This window comes from Pedobacter sp. WC2501, assembly GCF_052682415.1.
Map to the genome: position 1 here is coordinate 5,178,094 of NZ_JBQZFI010000001.1, position 19,313 is coordinate 5,197,406.

Consider the following 19,313-nt stretch of genomic DNA (forward strand, 5'->3'; position numbering starts at 1 on the left):
AAGCCATGTGGTCTGTGAGGACACAGACCACGGCGCGTTTTATTCCCTACCGTTTAATCGTCATCTCGACCGTAGCGGAGAGATCTATTGAACACTACTTCTATAGATTTCTCCATTCCGCTGTGCTTCAGTCGAAATGACGACCTATGGTGAGGACACAGACCACGGCCTTATTTATTTTTCAATAATTCGTAAATATCATGTTGCGAGGAAACAAGAACCCCGCCAGTTTTAACAGGAATATTATTCATGTTTTCATCTATACAAACCGCCTGCACGTTATCTTGTTTTTGGATTTCGATAATCGCTCTTATTTCCTGCTTAATCTGCTCGTTATAAATTGGAAAGCAAACTTCAATTCTTCGATAAATATTCCGGTTCATCCAATCGGCAGAACCCAAATAAACGTCATATTTACCTAAGTTGTTAAAAATAAAAACACGTCCGTGCTCTAAATAACGATCTACAATACGGGTAACTTTAATGTTTTCGCTCATCCCCGCTACACCTGGAATCAGGCGGCAAATGCTCCGCACAATCATTTCGATCTTTACCCCTGCTGATGATGCCTCGTACAGTTTATTGATTAAAACCTTCTCTTCCAGGTTGTTCATTTTAATGGTAATACCTGCTGGTTTACCTTGTTTGGCGTGTTCAATTTCCCTGTCGATCAGGTTGAGAAAAACCTGCTGTAAATTAAACTGAGCCACCAATAAGTGATCAAATTTAACTTGGTCTGAGGAAGTAGGTTTAACCCTTTTGGCCAGAAAAATAAACAGTAGCTCTACCTCACGCAGCATTTCTTTATTGGCCGTCATTAAAATATGATCGGTATAAAAAGCAGCTGTGCTTTCATTAAAGTTTCCGGTAGCAAACAAACCAGAATAACGCATTCTGTTACCCACCTGGCGTTTCACTAAAGCTACCTTGGCATGAACTTTTAAAGCGGTAACACTGTAAATAATATCAACGCCAACTTCTTTCATTTTTTTTGCCCACTTAATGTTATTGGCCTCATCAAAACGGGCTTTAAGTTCAACCAAAACGGTAACTTTTTTGCCGTTTTTTGCCGCGCTGATTAAAGCATTTACAATCTTCGAATCGCTGGCTACGCGATATAACGTAACGTAGATTTCCCTAACTTCCGCATCAATAGCGGCTTCGTTAAAAAAGCGCAACACACTATCGTAACTCTGGTAAGGCGTATGTACAATAATATCGTTTTTGTAAATGGCCTCGGTTAACGATCCATCTATCAAATCGGTATTGCAGATTTTTGGCCAGTTTTGGTTGGATAACTTTGGCGAATTTACCGGAAAACCCATAAAATCTTTCAGGTTATGGTACTGCCCGCCTTCCATCCTATTGGCATTTTTTAAATTGAAAAGTTTTTTAAGCAGTTCAAATACATTGGCTGGTATGCCGGGCTGGTGGAGAAAACGGGTAGCCAAACCCGAATCGCGTTTTAGCAATTGTTTTTCCAGCTGTTCTGATAAACTGCCGGAATATTCATCTTTCAGGTCTATTTCAGCATCTCTGGTGATTTTGAAACTATAACATCCCGTCACTTCACCTTGCGGAAAAATACGGTCTAAATGAAAACGCACAATATCATCCAGAAACACCACAAAAGTTTCGTCACCTGATTCGACCTTATAAAAGCGCGGTAACTGGTTGGAAGGGATATTTAAAATAATTACTTCTGCATCTTCTTTATTTTTTAGTGTAATCAGAAAATACAGTTCATTATTGGAAGGAAAAAAATCAGCATCTGCATTAAGGTAAACAGGCTGCAAAAAGGCCATTACCTGGCTTAAAAAATACCGGGTTGTGCTTTTCTGAATCTCTGCAGGGAATGGCTCTCCGTAAATTAAGTTGATCTTATTTTCTTTGAGCAAGGGGATAAGTTGTGATTTAAGTACCTTACCGTAACGCTGCTGCTGACCGGAAATGAGCTGATTGGCAGTATCCAATAAATTATCATCGATCCTGATATCATTATCTTCCTTACTACTCAGTTTCTCTAACGCGAGCAACACAGGCATCCTTACACGATAAAACTCATCAAGGTTAGAGGAAAATATCGACAGAAATTTAATGCGTTCTAAAAGCGGAACGGTACTTCGCTCTGCTTCCATTAAAATACGTTCGTTAAACTTTAACCAACTTAAATCCCTGTTAAAAAAAGAGCTTTCTAAAATCTGTTCCATTAAAGTTTACCGTAAGCTGCGTAAGCAATTACAAATGCCAATACTGCTGCAATTAAACCGAACATAAAAATATTATAGGCCAGGCGGATCAGTTTATACTTTCTGCCCAAAACTACGCCCTGCGAGTATACATCGGTAATTAACGTACCATATAAAAAGTCCTTATCGTTCATCACCTTAATCATCCCGTCGGTATAACTGGGCAAACTCATTTTATAAAAGTTACCGAAAAACAACAGGTTTACCTTTTTCTTATCCATATCTTCCTGGGTAAACTCTCCTTTTGGAATAGATGGACGGGTTGATAAAATAGAAACAACTACGCAGGTTAAACTTACCAGTAGTAAAATAAATGTGGGGATGATCAGGTTGCCATGATCTTCCAACCGCCTTAACAATAAACTCACGATCAGGGAAAGCATAATCGAATTTACGGTGATGAGGATGTGCGCCTTATTGTCGGCCATATCACTCAGTCGCTGGTTATTGGCCGAAGTAATCCTGAACATGGTTTCGATCCCTTTATCTGGCCTGCTGTCTTTATCCTTCTTTTTATCTTTAACAATAACCGGTGCAAAGCTTTTAGGTTCTTCGAGTTCGGTACTGATTACTTCCTGTGCAGTGAGTTTACTTTTCAGTTTTTCGATATTTTTCTGTTTCTGGTCGCTTAACAGCAGATTGGCATAATCGGTATGGTAATGGTGCGATTCCATAAACTGGATATCCTTTTTGCGCCAATCAGATTTACTGATCTCTTTTTTATAAATCAGTTCATTTTCTTTGTGCATTAATTTCCCTTTTGCACGGAAATCGGCCAGTCCTAAATGGAACAAATCTGCGTCGCAAAGGATTTTATCAATTTCACTTTTAGGTTTCTGAGGAATTTTAGTGGCCAATATTGCACTTTTCACCTGATCACGGATTTCCTGGTTTACTTTGTGTTTTGCTAAAAAGTCATCAGCCAGCACTGCTCCTTTTGCTTCGTGGTTTAATGCATCTTCAAAATATCCTGTATCGTGAAACCAGGCTGCAACGGTTACCGTAAAAAAATCCTGTTCGTTTAACTGGTAATGATTGGCAATTTGCTGCGCAGCATTTACTACTTTTTCCGTGTGTTCGAGGTTATGATAAACCAGGCGTGGATCGCTATGGGTATGGAAGTAATCGCCAACATGCTTTTCTACATCTTCCTGCAATTGTTTATAGTTCATGAGCTTATTGATGTTGCGATAATTTGATATGATGAAGGAAATGCATTTTCTTAAAAATCTTTAAAGCTGAAAAATCGGTTTATTTTTATAGTGATAAAATTACGCTATTTTTTTAAAAACAACACTGATCTCCGCTCAACAATAATAATGCCCCGTTTATTTTACAATTAGATTTAAAAATGTGAGGGTTTAGCACTATAACCTCATGAAATCAGGTTTATTCTTGTTAAAAAAAGATTACAATTTGATATAAATAGCGAATTCATTGGCACTGGAAAGCACTACTTTCAATTTACTTTATGGTCGGATATCAGTAGAATTTCAGTTTGATGCCAATAACATCAGTTTGATTAATATTTATTCACACTGACTAATTTTAGGCCGTTAAGTTAGCGCGATCGTCATGCTGAATTTATTTCAGCATCTTTCCTGCTAAATAGACCCTGAAATAAATTTATGGTGCAGCAAATATGACCTGAACTTTTTCCCAGAATAAATAATGAAAAGAAAAAACACCTACTTTTTTTTACTGTCAATGGCAATAGCGCTGAATGGCTTTGCGCAAAAAACGATAGAAATTGCAACAAAAAACAATGTATTAATTTTAGAAACAGATCGTGACAACACTTTATTATCAACCTACCTTGGCAAAAAACTAGACAACGCGGGCGAATACCCAAACATACAGGCATTAGATAAATATAAGCCCGGCTCTGATGATCTTTTAAACAAACGTGAAGCTTACATTGCCTCCGGCTCGCTTAATTTATTAGAACCGGCATTAACCGTAACCCATAACGATGGAAACAAATCGACGGTATTAACATTTTTTGATGTAAAAACCGAACAGCTGGATCAGAACAGAAAATTGACCAGCATTATCCTTAAAGATCTAAAATACAATTTTCAGGTAACCTTAAAATACCTGGCTTATTTTAATGAAAACGTAATTGAGCAGTGGACTGAAATCAGGCATCAGGAGAAAGGCTCAGTAGTGCTCAACAAATATGCTTCAGCAAATCTTACCCTGAGCGGAAAAAAATTCTTCCTTAAAAACCAATATAGCGGTGCTACACGCGAAATGCGATCGGAAGAGCAGCAATTACTGCATGGCATAAAAACCATCGATTCGAAATTGGGAACCAGGACAAACCTGCTTCATTCTTCTTCTTTTATGGTTTCGATAGATCAGCCTGCAACCGAAGACATGGGTGAAGTAATTGCCGGATCGCTGGCATGGACCGGAAACTTTAAGCTGAATTTTGAAACTTTTGACGAGTATTACCTCCGGGTAACTGCCGGGATCAATAATTTTTCGTCGAATTATACTTTAAAGGCTGGCGAAAATTTCGTAACTCCCCGCTTTATTTATACTTACTCGTCGGCAGGAAAGGGTTTAGCCAGCAGGAATTTGCATAATTGGGCCAGAAATTATCAGCTATTAGATGGCAAAGGCGAAAGGTCTACCATTCTAAACAACTGGGAAACCACTTATTTCGATTTTAATGATGAAAAACTAAATGAATTGACAAAGGATACCAAAAAATTAGGTGTTGATGTTTTTTTATTGGATGATGGCTGGTTTGGCAATAAATATCCACGTAATGGCTCTACTGCTGGTTTGGGCGATTGGCAATATAACAGACAAAAATTGAAGAATGGCATTAGTGCTTTAGGTAAAGAGGCCACCGCTAGCGGTGTAAAATTTGGCATCTGGATAGAACCTGAAATGGTAAACCCTAAAAGTGAGCTGTATGAAAACCATCCCGATTGGATGATCAGACAGCCTGAAAGAAAAGAATATTACATGCGCAACCAGTTGGTGCTGGATTTAACCAACCCCAGGGTTCAGGATTTTATTTACAAAACAGTTGATGATATTTTTAAGGAAGTACCGGAAGTTGCCTTCATTAAATGGGATTGTAATTCCCTGATATACAACGCCAACTCCCCTACGTTAAAAAACCAGGATCATTTTTATCTTGAATATATCAGGGGATTAAACAGCGTACTGGATAGGATTAGAAAAAAATACCCTAAAACACCGATGATGCTTTGTGCCGGAGGTGGTTCGAGAGTTGATTATGCTGCACTACAATATTTCACCGAATTTTGGCCCAGCGACAATACCAACCCATACGACCGGATTTTTATTCAGTGGGAATATTCGTATTATTTCCCTGCTATTGCAATAGATAACCACATCACAGATATGGGTAAACAGCCTATTAAATTTAAAACTGATGTGGCCATGATGGGAAAACTCGGTTATGATGTACGTGTAAATGAGTTAAGTAAAGATGATTTGCTTTTTAGCCAGAATGCCGTTAAAACCTATAATAGCTTTAAAGATATTATCTGGCATGGCCAGCAATACCGTCTGCAGGATCCATACGAAAATAAAATAGCTTCAATTGCTTATGTTAATGAGTCAAAAGATCAGGCCATTGTTTTTAATTATTATGTGGCCACCCTTTTTACAAACGGTGTGATATTGCCGATTAAACTAAAAGGATTAGACTCAGTTAAAAGGTATAAAATAGAAGAAATTAATCTATACCCTGGCGTTAAATCGCCGATTGACAGCACCAAAGTTTACTCTGGCGACTTTTTAATGAAAGTAGGTTTTAATCCGGAAGCAAATGCTAACAGAACCAGCGTGGTTTTAAAGATCCAGGCTATATAAATTAGAGATAAATCGCAAAAGATGTCACCCTGGAGGGGTAATTTATTGTATAAATCAATATAAGTGACATGAGGATTTAGTGCATTTGAGATCGTGTGGAATCGTCATTGTGAGAAGGCTTTTTCAGCCAACGAAGCAATCTTTATAGCAAGGCTCACTAGTATGATAGATTGCTTCGTCGTTCCTCCTCGCAATGACGACCTTTCTTTTGAAATCCTGTCAATGGTAGATTTAGAATTTTTCAAATACATCAGAAGGTTGATGACAGATACAAAGGGCGTCATTTCGACCGCAGTGAAGAACCCGAAGGCTCTGTGAAGCAAAATCTTTTAACATAGTTCAAAGATTTCTCCATTTCGCTGCGCTTCAGTCGAAATGACGGCGATTTTTAAATCTGTTAATAGCAGCGTAATTGAAGGGTATTTATTTCGATTTATCAATCTCAAGAAGTCTTCGACTACGCTACCATTCACGTTGTTTTACAAATTATTATTAATCAGGACTTTAATTACTTTAGTATTTCCGCCCAGCTAGGCCATAGCACTATATCCCCGTTCTGCTTAAATCCGGCCTAACAAATTTTTCGGGCTCCATTGACAAAGCCACCCTACTGCCTTCAAAAGAAAACGGCGAAGCCCTCATGAATGCAGCTGAAAGTTATAACCAACAAATGAATAAATTTTCAGCCGGCATTTTTTGTTTTTTCATGTGTGTTTATATTTTTAATGGCATTCAAGCTAGCTTCGCTGGTCTTTTTGATGCCAAAAAGAAAGAGCCCTTCGGCGGCGGCGAGCCGAGGCAAGGCTTTGTCCTGGGACAAAAAAATGTATACGTCATTCATATTGATTTTTATACAATAAATTAACCCTCAGACTGACAACCGCGGCGCTTAAATTCAAGACATTGAGGTAATGCCAGGCAAACTTTGAATCAGGTAATATTCCATACTAAAAAGCAGAGCGCAATTATTGCATTAGCCTGTAATCTTCTTCAGCCTTTTTTACCTGGTCATAAATTGTGGGTTCGTGTTTTTTAATTTTAATTTTCACATATTTGGATGCGGGCATATTACTTTCCGCTACCACATTATTTACTGAAACCAACACATTGGTTTCGGGGAAATAGGTAACGGTATTCTTCTCCGGAATTTCGTAAGCAACAATTACAAACAATGGTGCAATTCGTGTTATTCCATCATCATAATTAAACAGATCAACCTTATCCCCTGCTTTCAGTCCGAGTTTTTCAATATCCTTTTGATTCATAAAAATTACCCGCCGCTCATTTTTGATTCCCCTGTAGCGGTCATCCAACCCATAAATAGTCGTGTTGAACTGATCATGCGTCCTGGTGGTGGCCATCATATACTCGTCTTCCTCAAGCCGATTTGTTGGAATTTCGGTTAGTGTAAAGGGAGCTCTGTCACCAAATTTTTTGGTTATGAATTTCCCTTCCCTGGCAGCGTTTGGCAAATAAAAGCCGCCTTTTTGCCTTACTTTAATATTATAGTTTTCAAAGCCGGGAATGCATTGTGCTATCGCGTCACGAACCGCATCGTAACTATCATGGTAAAGGGGCCAGTTCACAACAGATTTTTCGCCTAGTGTTGCCATCGCCATCTTGCATACAATCTGGGTTTCATTTATCAGGTTTTTAGATACGGCATCCAGCATTCCCTTAGAAGCCTGTACCACACCCATCGAATTTTCAGTGGATATCATCTGTACTTCATCATTCACGATATCCTTATCACTACGGCCGTATGTAGGTAAAATCAATGCTTCATTTCCATGAATTAAATGGCTACGGTTGAGCTTGGTAGATACACATACCAGCAGGTCAAGTTTTCTTACGGCATTGGCGGTATAAGTGGTATCAGGGGTTGCAGATAAAAAATTACCTCCCATGCAGAACAAAAATTTCACCTTGCCCTCTTGCATTGCTTTTATTGTACCTACCACATCATAACCATGCGCTCGCGGCATTTTAAATCCATAGAGATCCTCCAAACGGTCTAATTGCTCATCAGTAGGTTTCTCATCAATCAGCATGGTCCTGTTTCCCTGTACATTACTGTGCCCCCGCACCGGGCAAACACCTGCACCAGGTTTCCCAATACTACCTTTAAGCAGCAGGATATTCACAATTTCCCTAATCATGGCCACGCCGTTGGGTTGTTGTGTTAAGCCCATTCCCCAACAGAAAATAATTCTGTTTTTAAATGCAATCATTTCGGCGGCTTTATGCAAGTCCTCCGTAGATACGCCTGATAAATGGGCTAAATGATCCAGGTTGTAATCTTCCTGTTTAAATTGTTCCAAAAAAGCTTCATAACCGGTAGTCTTATCCTTTATAAACGCCTGATCAAAAACTTTTCCCGGGTGTTGTTTTTCAAACTCCATTAAAAGAATTTCGAGAGCCTTTAACAGAGCCATATCGCCGTTAATCTTTACCGGAAGATACAAATCAGCCAGCTTAACACCTCCGCCTATCATTCCCTTAATAGATTGAGGATCCTCAAAGCCCATCAGGCCAGCTTCGGGCAGCGGATTAATGGCAATAATTTTTGCACCGTTTTTCTTCGCCTTAGCCAGGGCGCTCATCATCCTCGGGGCGTTTGTTCCGGGATTGTGGCCAATTTCAATAATCAGATCCGTTTCATAAAAATCCTCAAGGGTTACCGTTCCTTTACCTATACCAATAGTAGGCCGAAGTGCCGAACCTGAAGTTTCATGGCACATATTGGAGCAATCAGGCATATTGTTCGTTCCAAATTCTTTGGCAAAAAGCTGGTATACAAAAGAAGCTTCATTGCTTGTTCTACCTGAAGTATAAAAGGCAGCCTGATGCGGAGATTGAAGCGCATTGAGGTGCTCGGCAATTTTATTAAAAGCATGATCCCAGCTAATCGGTTCGTAATGGGTTCCGCCCTTTGGCATGTACATGGGTTCGGTAAGCCTGCCAAATTTCCCAATCTGGTAATCATCCAGTTTAGCCAGCTCATATACGGAATGTTGTTTAAAAAAATCTGCTGTTACCCTTTTTGTCGTCGCTTCTTCTGCCAGGGCCTTGGCGCCATTTTCACAATATTCGCCAACCGGCGACCGTTCATCATCAGGATCTGGCCAGGCGCAACTCGGACAATCGAAACCTTTAAACTGGTTCATACTCAGCAGGGCTAAATTTCCCCTAAAAAATGTTTTTTCTTCAACCAGATTTCCCATCGCAGCCATTACCGCATGCATACCTGCTGCCGATTGTGCTACCGTGCTAAGTTTAAGATTTAGGAGTTGGTAAGGGTTTTCTGCTGAAGGTTTTTTTTCACTATTTTCCATGGCTTAGCAATTGAGGTTGGGGTTCGGAAAATTGTCGCTCTGGTCTTCTTCCACGTTGTCCAGGCAGGCAAAGTCTTTTTCTATGAGTATGCTAACGGTACCAGAGGCATCACTAAACCCAACTTTTTCGGTATTTACCAGTTCATTTATCATTTCCAAAGGCATATTCAGCACAATTTTATGATTAGCAAAATCAGCGGTGAGTTTCTCCTCGTTTGTTCTTCTGATGGCGTATTCCAGAGAATGGCTTGCAAATTGGGTAAACTCAGAAAGAAAACCCACCGTACCCAATGTGCTAACGTCTGATTTGGTTAAACGGTATCTGATTGAATTGCCTTTGATTCTAATTTTCATGTGATATAGGGATTAATATGCACTCATTTGTAGTATAAATATTGAACCTGTCTTCCCGAAGAAAGCCCAGAAGGGTTATTCCAAATTCCGAAGCCAGCTCTACAGCGAGGCTGGAGGGTGCACCAATGGCGGCCACTATGGAAATACCTGCCATTGCTGCTTTTTGAATCAGTTCAAAACTAGCCCTGCCGCTTAAAAGTAATATACGTTGGTTTAAAGGGAGCAGATCAACAGCCAGTGCTGCACCGATCAATTTATCTAAAGCATTATGCCGACCAACATCCTCACGGAGCAATAACAGCTCGCCTTCCATCGTAAAAAGGCCTGACGCATGAATGCCCCCTGTTGCTGCAAAATTCTGTTGTGCAGCCCTGAGTTGGTCGGGCAGTGTATACAATACCTCCGGCAGCAAAGTCATTTCCTGCTCATCAGCACACTTAGAATAAGGGCTTACTGTTCTGATAGCTGCTATAGATCCTTTGCCACAAACCCCGCAGCTCGAGGTGGTGTAAAAGTTACGGTCAGATTGTAAAAGATCAGGAATAAAACCTTCGCTTAATTCCACGCCAACGATATTTTCTTTATTAAGTTCGCATGGCATGGTCAAATGGCTTATATTTTTCACCTGATCCTTACCGGGGATAATGCCTTCAGTAAATAAAAAACCAAGTGCGAGTTCTAAATCCTGACCAGGGGTACGCATCGTTACAGAAATATTCTTTTGCACCCTGTCATTTTCCGCACCATATATGATCCTGATTTCCAATGGTTCTTCAACCGAAAGCGTATCAAGTGCCGGCGCGGCAATAACACCTGAAACTTTTCTCACAGGTATTTGCCTGATCGATAACGATGGGACATCTATCATAATGTTAGTAAATCAGAATAAATTAAGAGACTGTCTAAAATTAAATAAAATTTATTTCATATGTCAGTTTGAGCGTAGTCGAATACCATTTCAACGCATTAATAAAACAATCGACTACGCTAGCAATGACAGATCTTATAAGAAAGGTCGTTATTGCGAGGCACGAAGATAACCGAACGATTGAGCTCATGAATACCTTTAAAAACAACTGCAAAAATGAATAATCTTAAAGCACACGCCGGTAGCGATCGTTGTAAGATTGCTTCGTCGGCTGAAAAAGCCTTCTCGCAATGACGATTCCTCGCCGGAACATAGCAATAAAAACGGAGCGGTCATCCAACCAGCTCCGTCTGTCGTCATCCTAAACAAATAGCAAATGCTACCGTTTACTTTTTATTATGTGAACTGTCTTGTTCGATAAAATATTTTGCAAAATACTTTCTCAACCGTCGTTGAAAATAGGTTTTATAAGGCTCTTCATAGGTGTGGCTTTGTCCGGGTAAAACCAGCAGATCAAAATCTTTATTGGCTTTGATTAAAGCATCAACCATTCGGTAAGTATTTGCAGGGTTTACATTCTGGTCAGACTCTCCTGTAACCAGCAACAAATGCCCCTTCAGGTTTTTAGCAAGACTCTGGTTCAGGGCAACAGGCTTGTCAAAACCCTGGTAAGTTTCGCCCCAGGTGCGGTTGTAAATGTTATTGTCATGATTCCCTGAAGAAGAAACCGCAACCTTATAAAAGTCAGGAAAAGTACAGATTGCCGCAGTAGACATCATTCCACCACCGGAATGACCAAAAATGCCCACTTTATTCGAATCTATAAATGAATAACGTGCCGCAAGCTGCTCCAATCCAAATTTATCATCTTCCAGCGCATAATCACGCAAGTTACCATGCCCGAATTTATAATATTGAGCGTTCCGGTAAGGCGAACTTCCGCGATGTCCCATTACTACAACAATAAATCCGACCTGCGCCAGCGAGGTATTGTTGTAACGGTCTGTTACCGTAAATTCATTCCATACGGTTTCGGTAAAAGGGCCGGGATAAACCTGGGAGATAATGGGATATTTTTTATTAGGATCGAAATTAAAAGGTTTCCACATCAGGCCATAAAGATCAGTAATCCCGTCTTTGGCCTTAACAGTAAACATTTCAGGGTGTTTCCAACCGTATGCATAAAGTTTACTGAAATCAGGCTTAAATACCTCCTGAACGTATTTACCTTCCGTGTTTCTTACAATGGTAAGCGGCTCCAGATCTATCCTGGAATAGTAATCTACAAAATAGTTCTTATTTGGCGACATGAAGACTGCATGGGTGGCGTCTTCAGGTGTTAACAGTTGCTGTTTTCCACCATTAAAACCAACTTTATATAAAAAAGCATAATTGGGGTTACGTGCTTTTTCTTTTCCATATCCATAAAAATAAAGCATCCGTTTGGCTGTATCTATGCAAGCAATTTTACCCGCCGTCCAGTTTCCCTGCGTAAGGGCATTCAGTAAATCTCCTTTACGGTTATAATGGTAATACTGCCCCCATCCGCTCCGGTCACTCCACCATATAATATCCTTTCCCTGATTAAGGATCGATACATTGAACAAGTCCGTATTGATAAAAGGTTTACTCACTTCATGAATCACTATACGCAATGCTCCGGTTTTTACATTCACCGCACAAAGTTCCATTTCATCACGGGTTCTCTTCTTCCTTAGTAAAAACACCTCGTCATTGCTATTCTGGTTCCGCAGCACTTCCACTTCCTGATCCGGCCAGCGGTCTATGTTTACTTTTTTCAAAGAAGCTGTAGCGGCATTGCCAATGAAGAACTCAAATTGAGTGACGTACTTGTCGCCAGGTAATTCATAGCTATAGGTATTTAAATAAGGCCTCACTGCGCTACTTATAGAATTAATCACCGTTAAGGTTTGTACCTTCCTGGTATCTTTTCTCAACACGTAGAACGCCTTAGAATCAGGTGTCCAAACCGCGTCTGTTGTTGAATTTACCTTGGAAAACTCGTCTTTATCGTTGATGGAAAAAGAATAGTGTTCCGCACCATCTGTAGACAATGCTTGCGCTACCGTGTCTGCAGATTTTTTAAGGAACAAATTATGGTTTTTAGCATAGAGGAGCCATTGGTTATCCGGCGATAAATTACCTTGCAAATAAACCCGCGGTTTCTGAGCTGCTTTTGGTTCACGTTTAACCAATTTTTTGTTGCTGTAATTATAGTCGTAAACCACACCGTTATAACCTACTTCTACCGTTTGCTCATCTTCAGAAAAAGTAGGCCTGTAGCTTACGGAGGTTTTGCTGGCTTCTCCTTTTGTTAATACCTGTAGCTGATTCGTTATAGACACTTTATCAAACAGTTCGATCTTTGTCTTATGATCCGGATCAACCAGGAAATAGTTGTCTTTTGTCAAGTCAAAACTATTTACCGAGGGCACGTTCTTACCTTCTCCATAAACCGTTTCCACCAGTTCTTCTTCATTGTTTAGCACGTCGTTTTTTTGGACCGTTACCGCACGATAAGGCGTATTAGCTCGTGCTGATGGTCTGTTAGCTATGAACCAGAACTTATTGCTTTTTTTCAGAAAAAAAGGAACAATCTGCACCGACCCGATCTGCTTTTGCAGATTTGGTGCATTAAACCGTTCTGCTGCAGCATAGTCTGGCACCTGGGCCAGCGTAGCCAGTGGAAAAAGTAAAACTAAAAAAAAGACTGACCTATTCATGTTGAGAAGATGTCTGTGTAGAACGGGAAGCATAATCTGCGCAATGTTTGATCAAAAATGGGTTTGTAGAAGTCTTAGCCACTTCAATGGAGATCTCCTTCATATAAGGATAACTGCGATCTTTAGTTGCACAAAAGTTGGTGTAATCGAATACCACTTTTTTATTTTTCTCGGTAAACTTGCCTACATAATCTGCAAGCAATTTGCCTGCTGCCTTTGCATTTTGTTCGCCGGCAGCTATAGCGATATCTGTTAAAATAAGCAATTGCACTTTATCAGGATACCTGCTTTTGCTCACCAGTGTTTTATAACCTTCAAATTCTTCTTTACGGTAAGGATGGTTTTTAAAATAGTAGCCAGCCAAACAATTGCTCGCTAGTCCTTTAAAAACGGCATTGATTTTATCGTCAACGAGTTCTTTTCCGTTAGCAGCTACAAATTCCCGGTAATTGGCAAGCAGGTAATTAAAATTCAGGCTTCCAATATCCGACATATACCTTGCATCGTAGCTTTCGCCAAACAAAAACCAGTTTTCAGGACGTAACCGCTCCTGAGGAGTCATTAATTTAAAATATTCTGCGGCAATGGCAGTGCCCGCCGCTGCTTCTTTTTGCTTAAATTTCTGTTTAATGAGCTCCCGTAACATGGCATGATCGCGGTCGCCCGCTGCATACCTGGCCTCTCTTGTGGCAATTTCATTTTTCGGATTAATACCCACACGGATCTTGGCCATAAACTCGGTCGCAGACATGCCCCCAACAAATTTGTAAATCTGCTTTCCATTCTCATCAAACAACAGGTAGGTCGGAAATGCGCCTACTTCATAGGTTTTGATTGCTGCAGGCCCCTCTCCTTTTTCCATATCCATTTTTACGCTGATGAAGTGACTATTGAAAAAATCGGCTACACTATCTACTGTAAATACTTGCTGATCCATGCCCTTACACGGCCCGCACCATACGGTATAACAATCCACAAAAATCATTCTATGCTGTTCTTTCGTGATATTAAAGGCTTCCTTTAACGAAGCCGTTTTAAAATCAATCGCCCTGTTCTGCCCGTATGTTGAGGTTCCCAAAAGGAGCATCACGCCTAATATTATCCTTTTCATTACTAGCTTGCTTTCTGGTTGATGTTACGTTCAATTTTTTGTTTAATCATTCTATAGCGCTCACGTGTAGCAGCATCCTGGTGTTTTTCTGATAGCTCGCCCAGGTGCTGCAAGGTTCTGATAAAGTACAGATGCAACACTTCGCTGGAATCACTCAAACCACTTGTAATGTTATTTTTTGCGACCGCTGCAGAAAGATCGTACACGAAGTTTGTCTGCATCAGCATCCTGTAATCGTCCACACTTTGCGCAGGGTTAAAATCTTTAAAAACATAGTGGTCCAGGTCGTTGAACAAATCACTCACCGTATATGCCTCCTTACCCAGATCGTACTCCGCCTGCATCAGGTTGTTGAGCACTTCGGGCGTAATAAATTTTCTGAGTGCATCTTGTGTGCTTTTACCCATCTTTATGGTTTCAGACTCTTCGCTGATCTGGTTCATGCGTTTGCTTTGCATCCAGGCTGGCGGGCCATTAAAAAACCAGGAATCCAACAGCGCCATTGCCCGTTGCTGGTCTTTTTTAGTCGGATACACAACACCTACGTCATTGTAGTTTTTAAGTACCGGACGCACAGATTTGCCACCAATGTAGCTCACTACATTATCGGTATACAATTGATAACTGATCTGGAAAGCTTTAGACAACAGTTTAAAGTTCTTCCAGTCCTCGTCCTTATCTTTCATCGCCGATGTGAGTTTTTCTACCTGTGGGTAGAAGGTCTGCACGTTTTTCATTCCGAGGATGGCGGCTTCGAGCTGATCAGAAGAAACATCACCCCTGCGGGTGTACGGATCACTTTTATTTTCTTCAAGAAACAACAATTCCGGATCGGAAATCTTTACAGACGATAGTGCCTTTTTCTCTTCAGCGGTATTTTTGAACGAGCGATAAGCCCAGCCAATCGCCAGTTTGTCGTACGCCGACACCCGGGGCATCAAGTCGGCAACGCTCACCTGATCTTCCGGTTGCACCACAAAGTTAAACTGCGTATCGTCCGTAACAGATGAGGTAAAACCATGCTCCTTAAGCCATGCATCAGACCGAAGTTGCGTAGTGTTGTAGGCCGCACTGCCATGCAGGTTAGGCAGCATACCCAGCAGTTCGCCCAATCCCTGGGCGGCTTTCCACTCCATCATCTCGCCACGTACTTCAGGATTGTAGAGATCCTTCATGATCCGTGGATCTTTAAAGCCACATTTCGCAAAATAAGAAGGGAGCAAATCATTGCTGACATTCACATCAATATTCATTTTTCCGGCAAGAATTTCTCCTGTTCGTGGATCGGTAACCGTGTTTATGACCAGCCCTTTTACAGCATTTCCCCAACGTAACAGTATTTTACCTGCAGATAGCCAATTGTCTTTATCATCTGTGGATACGACCAATGGATTTTTTAATCCTGCCTCACGAAAGGCACCATTCCATTGTTCAACCGCTTTTTTTAAGTAAGGAACAAACAGCGAAGGTGTTGTAGGGTCAATAATGACCATAATTTTTTTTGCCTCCAGGTTCCATTTGGTAATTACTTTTACATTTTCAACACCATAAGGGCTTTTGCCAAAATCGTTGTAATTTACCGTTTTAAAGCCAATCCGTGGATCTGCTTCCCTTACTTTCATAACGGCGTCAGGCAGGCGCTGAATAACCAGGGTAAGTACAAAAGCCGTAGCTTTATCTATTGCTTTACTACCATTATAGCTTGTACCCGGTATGGTTTGTGTTCGCAATACACTAAATACAACTGCATCGTTTGTGGTTTTCACTTCCTGTACACCTGAGCGTGCTGCGTCAGGACTGGTTAAGCCATTTACATCCTTGAACGAGAAAAAATCACCGCCCTCCATCAGCTGCCTGCTGATGTCGATGAGGTAACTCCCTTTTGCCTTTCCAAGGGCAGCAATGGGCATCACAAAACTCACAGGAACCAGGCTTGATTTCTGTACAAGCTCTTCAATACCCTGATTAAAATCTGGCGATACCGCTTCTTTATAAACCTCTCTTGTTACGTTCAGGTTATTGCCTGTGCCTTCGCTAAAGCGGATAACGCCTGAAGATTGAGAAATATTATTTGCATAACCACGGGCCACATCTCCGATGATCAGGATATCTTTATTTAAGTTCGCAGGCGAAATTTCCAGGTAGTATTTAGTCCCATCCTGGTAAACCGGAAATGCACCGGGTGTGATCTTCATGGTATTTTTAAAGAACTTATCAAATGGTTTCGGATCGCCCGAAGGAGCAGTATCTTTTATTTGTGCCTGTGAAGTGCCGGCCGCTAAAAATGCGCAAAGACCAAGCAGAATTGAATATATATATTTCATTGTGGTGATTATTTAGTGAGGTAGGCATCATTTTTTCCGGTGTTCCAGATTTTAATTATATTGGCTATTGAAACAAGATGACTTTTAGAAATAAAGTCCGTTTGTTTTGCAGCACCAGCTTCTGCCTGTTTTGCCGTGAGGTACATGAGCTTTGTCATCGTAAAATCTACATCATTAGGAAAGGTTGCAGGCTTATCTACATGTGCCAAAATCGCATTTAAAAAGGAACGCTGCAGCATCCTGGTGTAGCGGGAAATGGGCTTACCAGTTTCCAGATCCTTAAAGATGTAACGCTGCAGATCGGTAAGAAACTCAGTAGGCGGATACGCTGGATTGGTGGATATGTTGTCCGCATTTCCCAGCTGGAAATACTTTGCCAATATCCTGTTCAACAAGTCGGTATAACCAAGCTCTACCTCTGTTTCAAAGCTTGCATTCGTTTTAGCCATTATATCTTCAGGATACAACCACTTTGGCTCGGTAAACATATAATCATTCAGATAGGCCATGGCCTCTTTTTGTTGCGCGCGACTAACAGGCACATAGCTGTCTTTATTTTCGGTACGCAGTGGATTATCAACTGAAACCCCACCTATGTTTCTCACTACATGTTGCAGGTATTGGTAATAGCGGCCTTTAACTGCGCGGTACATCGACCTTAGGGTAGCATAGTCATCATCGTCGCCCTGTACAGAAGTATTTAAACCAGCCATGATTCTCTTCAGATTTTCGACACCCAGTGCACTTGCCTTCATACTGTTGTCGCCGATATCTTCACTTTGTACCCTGGGGTCATTTTTTTCCTCTTCATCATAATAGAAGAAACGTGGATCTTTTCTTTTTTCCGACACCCAGGCACTGAGGTAATCTGCTACTTGTACGGGTGTTTTGTCTGGCATGTATTTATAACCCCATTCAATGGCATAATCATCATATACGCCAATGAACGGCAGCAGGTCTTTAGGCGTCATATTATCCTGAGGCTGTGCCGCATAATTGTAGCGCATATAGTCCATTATGGATGGGCCAAAACTATTTTTACGTACAAAATCCCTTTTTCGGATACTGTCTACCGCGTAGGAAGAACTGCCGGCAAAATTGTGCCTCAGGCCTAAGGTATGCCCCACTTCATGAGCGATCACATTTTTCATTAACGAGCCCATCAGCTCCTGGCTCATCGGAATCTTAGTTGCCCTGGCATCTGTTGCAGCGCACATAGAGAAATACCAGCGTTGCAGGAGGTCCATAATGTTGTGAAAAACAGCCACATGGGAAGACAAAATCTCACCGGAACGCGGATCTACCACCTGCGGGCCATAGGCATTGGCCATTTCGGAAGGCTTATAAGAAATATAGGAATACCTTGCATCTTCCATGCTGTAATCCTTATCTTCTTCAGGTGTAGGGGCCAACTTGCCGGTGATTGCATTTTTGAAGCCAATTTTTTCAAAGCTTTTACGCCAGGCATTTACACCTTCAATAAAGTAAGGAATGAGATAGGCAGGCGTATTTCGATCAATGTAAAACACGATCGGCTTTGCAGGTTCTACCAGTTCGCCATTTTTGAATTTTTGCAGGTCCTCTGGTTTAGGCTCTATGCGCCACCTGTTGGCAACTGTTAGAAATTCATCTCTTTCCGGGTTAAGGTCATAATTTTTTAATCCTGTTAAAAAATACCCTATCCGTTTATCACCGTAACGGTGTGCCATCGGAACTTCTGGCAGTAAAAACCAGGAGGCGCCAACTTCCCACATGGTGGGATTTGACTCTTGCTTTTTTGGTGCAGTACCCGGGGCGCCTGCTGCTTCCGGCGCTGCCGCACCTTCCGAATAACTTTTGATAGAACGGAAAACAATGTTGTTTTCAAATGCGCTTACACCGAGGATTTTAGACTTCTGCGCTTCGAAACCACCAAGTTTTAAATCTGTAGCGGCTCCTTTTAAGGAGAAAAAATCATTGTCGCCGGCAAACATTGAGGTGATATCGATCACGGAACTCGACTTTCCCGCAGCCACCACATCAAAGGCGAGCAGACTGGGTACCAATCTTGATTTAACGACATTAAAATATAAACCAACAGTATCATTGGCCTGTACAAATTCAGGAATGATCAGATTTAACTTGCCATTAGTTCCTTTGGTAAACCGGATCACTCTGTCGTTTACGGCATCGCCGGCAAAGCCAAAACGCATTGCCGGGTTCCTTTTACGTTGTGCCGAACCACGGATAATGGTGATGCTGGTAAGGATATCCCTACCCAACAGCTGATCGGGAATTTCGATGTAATATTTATCGTCCTGTGCGTAAACATTGAACATCCCTTTATAGGCCTTGGCAGCAGGTTTAATAAAGGTACCGATATCCGGCACCTTTATTTCTGATTGCGCATATGTGCACACTACGGTGCTAAACAATAACACAAGGCCAAGGAACAATTTTCTTATAATAGATTTCATTCGTGTGTTTTTTA

At 41.1% G+C, this 19,313-nt stretch carries 11 protein-coding genes; 2 read left to right on the plus strand and 9 right to left on the minus strand.

Annotated elements, in window-relative coordinates; all coding sequences use genetic code 11:
- Window positions 1-170: 170 nt before the first annotated feature.
- Both ppk1 and ACUN24_RS21795 read right to left on the minus strand, forming a co-directional pair.
- Window positions 171-2,210 (minus strand): polyphosphate kinase 1, encoded by a 2,040-nt coding sequence (gene ppk1, locus ACUN24_RS21790; protein ID WP_445564429.1) that lies wholly within the window; start codon window positions 2,208-2,210, stop codon window positions 171-173.
- Window positions 2,210-3,421 (minus strand): Pycsar system effector family protein, encoded by a 1,212-nt coding sequence (locus ACUN24_RS21795; protein WP_445564430.1) that lies wholly within the window; start codon window positions 3,419-3,421, stop codon window positions 2,210-2,212. The genes ppk1 and ACUN24_RS21795 overlap by 1 nt, the downstream gene beginning before the upstream one ends.
- A gap of 499 nt (window positions 3,422-3,920) precedes the next feature.
- Between ACUN24_RS21795 and ACUN24_RS21800 the strand changes: the two genes are divergently transcribed.
- Both ACUN24_RS21800 and ACUN24_RS21805 read left to right on the plus strand, forming a co-directional pair.
- Entirely contained in the window at window positions 3,921-6,107 is a 2,187-nt protein-coding gene (locus ACUN24_RS21800; protein WP_445564431.1) for an alpha-galactosidase, read from the plus strand.
- A gap of 640 nt (window positions 6,108-6,747) precedes the next feature.
- A complete protein-coding gene (locus ACUN24_RS21805) occupies window positions 6,748-6,972 on the plus strand; it encodes a hypothetical protein (RefSeq protein ID WP_445564432.1) in 225 nt (74 codons plus the stop codon).
- 100 nt (window positions 6,973-7,072) lie between these two features.
- Here the strand turns inward: ACUN24_RS21805 and ACUN24_RS21810 are convergent, their stop codons facing one another.
- The 7 genes from ACUN24_RS21810 to ACUN24_RS21840 all read right to left on the minus strand — a co-directional run bounded on the left by ACUN24_RS21810 (window position 7,073) and on the right by ACUN24_RS21840 (window position 19,299).
- Window positions 7,073-9,442: an FdhF/YdeP family oxidoreductase gene (locus tag ACUN24_RS21810; RefSeq protein WP_445564433.1), complete on the minus strand. Its 2,370-nt coding sequence runs from the start codon at window positions 9,440-9,442 to the stop codon at window positions 7,073-7,075.
- Between the two features lie 3 nt (window positions 9,443-9,445).
- Window positions 9,446-9,796 carry a DUF7009 family protein gene (locus ACUN24_RS21815; RefSeq protein ID WP_445564434.1) on the minus strand — a complete coding sequence of 117 codons (351 nt, stop codon included), beginning with the start codon at window positions 9,794-9,796 and terminating at the stop codon, window positions 9,446-9,448.
- The gene (gene fdhD / locus ACUN24_RS21820; protein ID WP_445564435.1) at window positions 9,786-10,664 is read right to left on the minus strand and encodes a formate dehydrogenase accessory sulfurtransferase FdhD; all 879 of its coding nucleotides are present in this window, start codon (window positions 10,662-10,664) and stop codon (window positions 9,786-9,788) included. Before fdhD ends, ACUN24_RS21815 begins: the two co-directional genes overlap by 11 nt.
- 386 nt (window positions 10,665-11,050) lie before the next feature.
- A complete protein-coding gene (locus tag ACUN24_RS21825; protein ID WP_445564436.1) occupies window positions 11,051-13,408 on the minus strand; it encodes a DPP IV N-terminal domain-containing protein in 2,358 nt (785 codons plus the stop codon).
- Complete coding sequence (locus tag ACUN24_RS21830; protein WP_445564437.1) at window positions 13,401-14,519, minus strand: thioredoxin family protein; 1,119 nt, start codon at window positions 14,517-14,519, stop codon at window positions 13,401-13,403. The genes ACUN24_RS21825 and ACUN24_RS21830 overlap by 8 nt, the downstream gene beginning before the upstream one ends.
- A 2-nt stretch (window positions 14,520-14,521) precedes the next feature.
- Entirely contained in the window at window positions 14,522-16,843 is a 2,322-nt protein-coding gene (locus ACUN24_RS21835; RefSeq protein ID WP_445564438.1) for a zinc-dependent metalloprotease, read from the minus strand.
- 8 nt (window positions 16,844-16,851) lie between these two features.
- Window positions 16,852-19,299 (minus strand): zinc-dependent metalloprotease, encoded by a 2,448-nt coding sequence (locus ACUN24_RS21840; protein ID WP_445564439.1) that lies wholly within the window; start codon window positions 19,297-19,299, stop codon window positions 16,852-16,854.
- Between the last annotated feature and the right edge of the window lie 14 nt (window positions 19,300-19,313).